This window comes from Romboutsia sp., assembly GCF_035470145.1.
Classification (GTDB): Bacteria; Bacillota; Clostridia; order Peptostreptococcales; family Peptostreptococcaceae; genus Romboutsia_D.
Genome location: NZ_DATIRC010000004.1, coordinates 1 through 2,812, shown reverse-complemented (window position 1 = coordinate 2,812; position 2,812 = coordinate 1). Strand labels below are relative to the sequence as shown.

3 protein-coding genes are annotated in these 2,812 nt (G+C 32.0%); all 3 read right to left on the bottom strand.

Features of this window, described 5'->3' with window-relative positions; translation table 11 throughout:
• Window positions 1–46 precede the first annotated feature (46 nt).
• The gene (locus tag VLM92_RS00100; protein WP_325274323.1) at window positions 47–184 is read right to left on the bottom strand and encodes a hypothetical protein; all 138 of its coding nucleotides are present in this window, start codon (window positions 182–184) and stop codon (window positions 47–49) included.
• 1 nt (window position 185) lies between these two features.
• Window positions 186–350, bottom strand: a complete 165-nt coding sequence (locus VLM92_RS00095) for a hypothetical protein (protein WP_325274322.1) — start codon at window positions 348–350, stop codon at window positions 186–188.
• 30 nt (window positions 351–380) lie between these two features.
• On the bottom strand, window positions 381–2,812 hold a 2,432-nt coding region (locus VLM92_RS00090; RefSeq protein ID WP_325274321.1), incomplete at its 5' end, for a hypothetical protein.

Here is a 2,812-nt window from a genome sequence, read left to right as displayed (position 1 = left end):
CCTTAAATTTCTGCATAAAAATAACACCATATAGGTGTCTACTGAATTACTCTACTATTAAATCTTGTCTATTGTTTGCTATTAATATTGCATCTACATCTGCTTTAAACTCAGGATATTTTGTTGTAACTGCTACATAATCTAAATAACCTTCCATTATTCTTCTTGCTAAATATGCTGCCATATTACATACCTCCCATTAATAAAAAGTCTATTACTTCTTGCATTTCTGTAACCTTTGTATTAAGTGCATCTTTTTCACTTCTTAAAGTTTCTAACTCACCAGTTATCGGTGCAAATACATTTGGACAATTACTCGCTAAAAAATCTAATGCTTGTGCTAAATTCATAAATATCACCATTCCTTTTTTAATTTATTTTTATACTTGTTGGTTTAAAACATTTAATCCTAAAACAAACGTTGCTAAATTTGTTTGATAAACTGTGTCTTCTAATATACTTATTTTTTCTTTAAGTGTATTTACTACATTCCCTATATAATTTGTACATTTTACTGTGCTACGAGGAGATAAAACACCACTTTCAAGTGTGTAGTTTGTTTCAGAATCGTAAGACGCTAAGTCTAAAGGGGTACATTCGTAGACTTGTTCTACTGCTAATGGATATACTAATGTTGTATTGTTGCTTGCTAACCAAGTCTTAAATGTCGCTAAATCAGTACACTTAGTCTTTAGTATTCTAAATAAGGCATAATTAGTATTTGAGTACATACCTTCTACATCTGTACTATAAATACTTGTAGTTACATTGAATTTATCACAGACCAACGTTGTATTTGAAGTAATAGACTTTATTCCCGATATAACAACTTGAAATACATTTGAATTTGTCAGCGCCAAAGTATCTCTAAAACTCCAACTCGCCTCGCTACTATCAAGCACAACCTCTCCACAACGTTTATGATAATAATACTTACCATCTGCATGTTTCTCTATTGTATCCCCAACAACTAAAGCACCATTACTCCAAATTCCTCTAAGTGTTGGCTTTTTCCAAGTATTATCTACTGTGTCAAGATATAAAATTTCTTTTTTATCTGTTTCTATTGATTTGTAACTTGTAGCTACCGTTCCCACCTCTAATTGAACATTATTAGTTAAACTAGCACCTAATAAACAAAACTTACAGTATACTGCATTACTAGGAAACGTTGTTCCATTTGTCACTATTTGTATAAATCTTTTATCTTTGTCATATACAGCTATTCTCGATATCGCATAATTTAAACTATTTGATAAATAAAATGCTTTTCCACCTATAACTCTTACATAGTTCTTATTAACAGTTCTATCCGTAATAACACCTATCGAACCATCTGTGTTTAATGTACCTAATTCTAATTCCCCATCAAATAAATTTCCACTACCGCAAACACTTGAAACTACTATTTCATTAACATCTTGACCGACACTTTTTAAGCCTTCAAAGTAACCATTAAGCATTGAATTTACTTCATCTGCTGAATAATTTGCCATACCTAAAGCAGTAAGGTCTAGTGCCATTACGTCTTTTACTTCCATAACTTTGTCTGTTGCAATAGTTGCATCGTCATAATATGCAATAGGTGTTACTCTAACATTTCCCACAAGCGTGCCTGTATCAACAATTCCATAAATTGTATACCAGGTATTTTGAACTGGTGGCGTTATTGCTAGTGAAGTAATCGAGCCACTCGTAGAACCTTGCACCAATAGCCTAAGTCTTGCACAAACATTATCTAATACTCTTGCTGTACATTTTACAAAAACTTTTTTTCCAACAGTTGCAGGAATTTCCGTAATTTGAAAAGCAGCAGAATAATTTGCTGCTCCACCTGTTCCAGTTGCAGTTAAAACATTATTACTAGCACTAATAGTTGCACCTGTTCCACTCCAACCTGTAGTCCCATTAGCAAAATTACCATTAGTAACTTTATTAACTAAAGTCCTACCCTCTAGCTTAACATCAGTTAAATACCCATTTGCAGTATCATCTATACATACAAAATCACTATCAGTTGTAATTTCACTCATTGTAGCATCTTCTAACTTTTTAACACGTTCTAAATCCTTATCAACATCATCAAGCCTTGTATTAATTGAATTGATTGATGCAGAAGTTGATTTAGGTACACTACCTTTTACAGTCCCTTCCACCTCACACAAGAATGAAATGTTAGTTTTATTATTAAATGTCCTAAGTGCTACTTGTTGTGCATCAGGTAATGGTATAAATGTAGGTACTTGTTGGTTAGAAAGAATAAATCCGTTATTGTTTATGAAATAATCTTTTACCCCATCAACCGTACTTGCTTTTGCCTTAGAAATCCTCAAAAGAACTTTATTTGTACTTGCAACTTGATACACGCCTTCTACATCATTCGTTAAACATTCTGTATTGCTTGGTACTAAATTACAAGTCAAAACTGTATTACTGTAAGAAACTACTTTGAGGTTTGGTAATGTAATCTCAAATAAAGCATTATTAGGTAAATCCCTATCTGTTCTTAAAACAACCGTTAAAGACTTGTCTAATATATTTCTTATGTTTAGTTTATCAATTCCCCACACACCATTTTTTTCAATTATCCTATCTGCTACATCACCAACTTTTTCTAATTGCACATCAGATAAAATAGTTATTTGATGATGTTGTGGATCTTCATAAGTTGTAGCACCAGTTCCAACTTCTACCTGAAACTTAGCATTAAGATTATTTTGAACTAATGTTGTTGACGTTCTAAATCTAAGATACTTTGCATTTGAAGGTATAGAAGTAATTGAACTCATAGAAATAAATACTTTTTCACTAT

What these genes read in the sequence shown, in the direction of transcription:
- VLM92_RS00100 (WP_325274323.1), bottom strand. Translation starts at nt 184, where the DNA reads ATGGCAGCATATTTAGCAAGAAGAATAATGGAAGGTTATTTAGATTAT.
- VLM92_RS00095 (WP_325274322.1), bottom strand. Translation starts at nt 350, where the DNA reads ATGAATTTAGCACAAGCATTAGATTTTTTAGCGAGTAATTGTCCAAAT.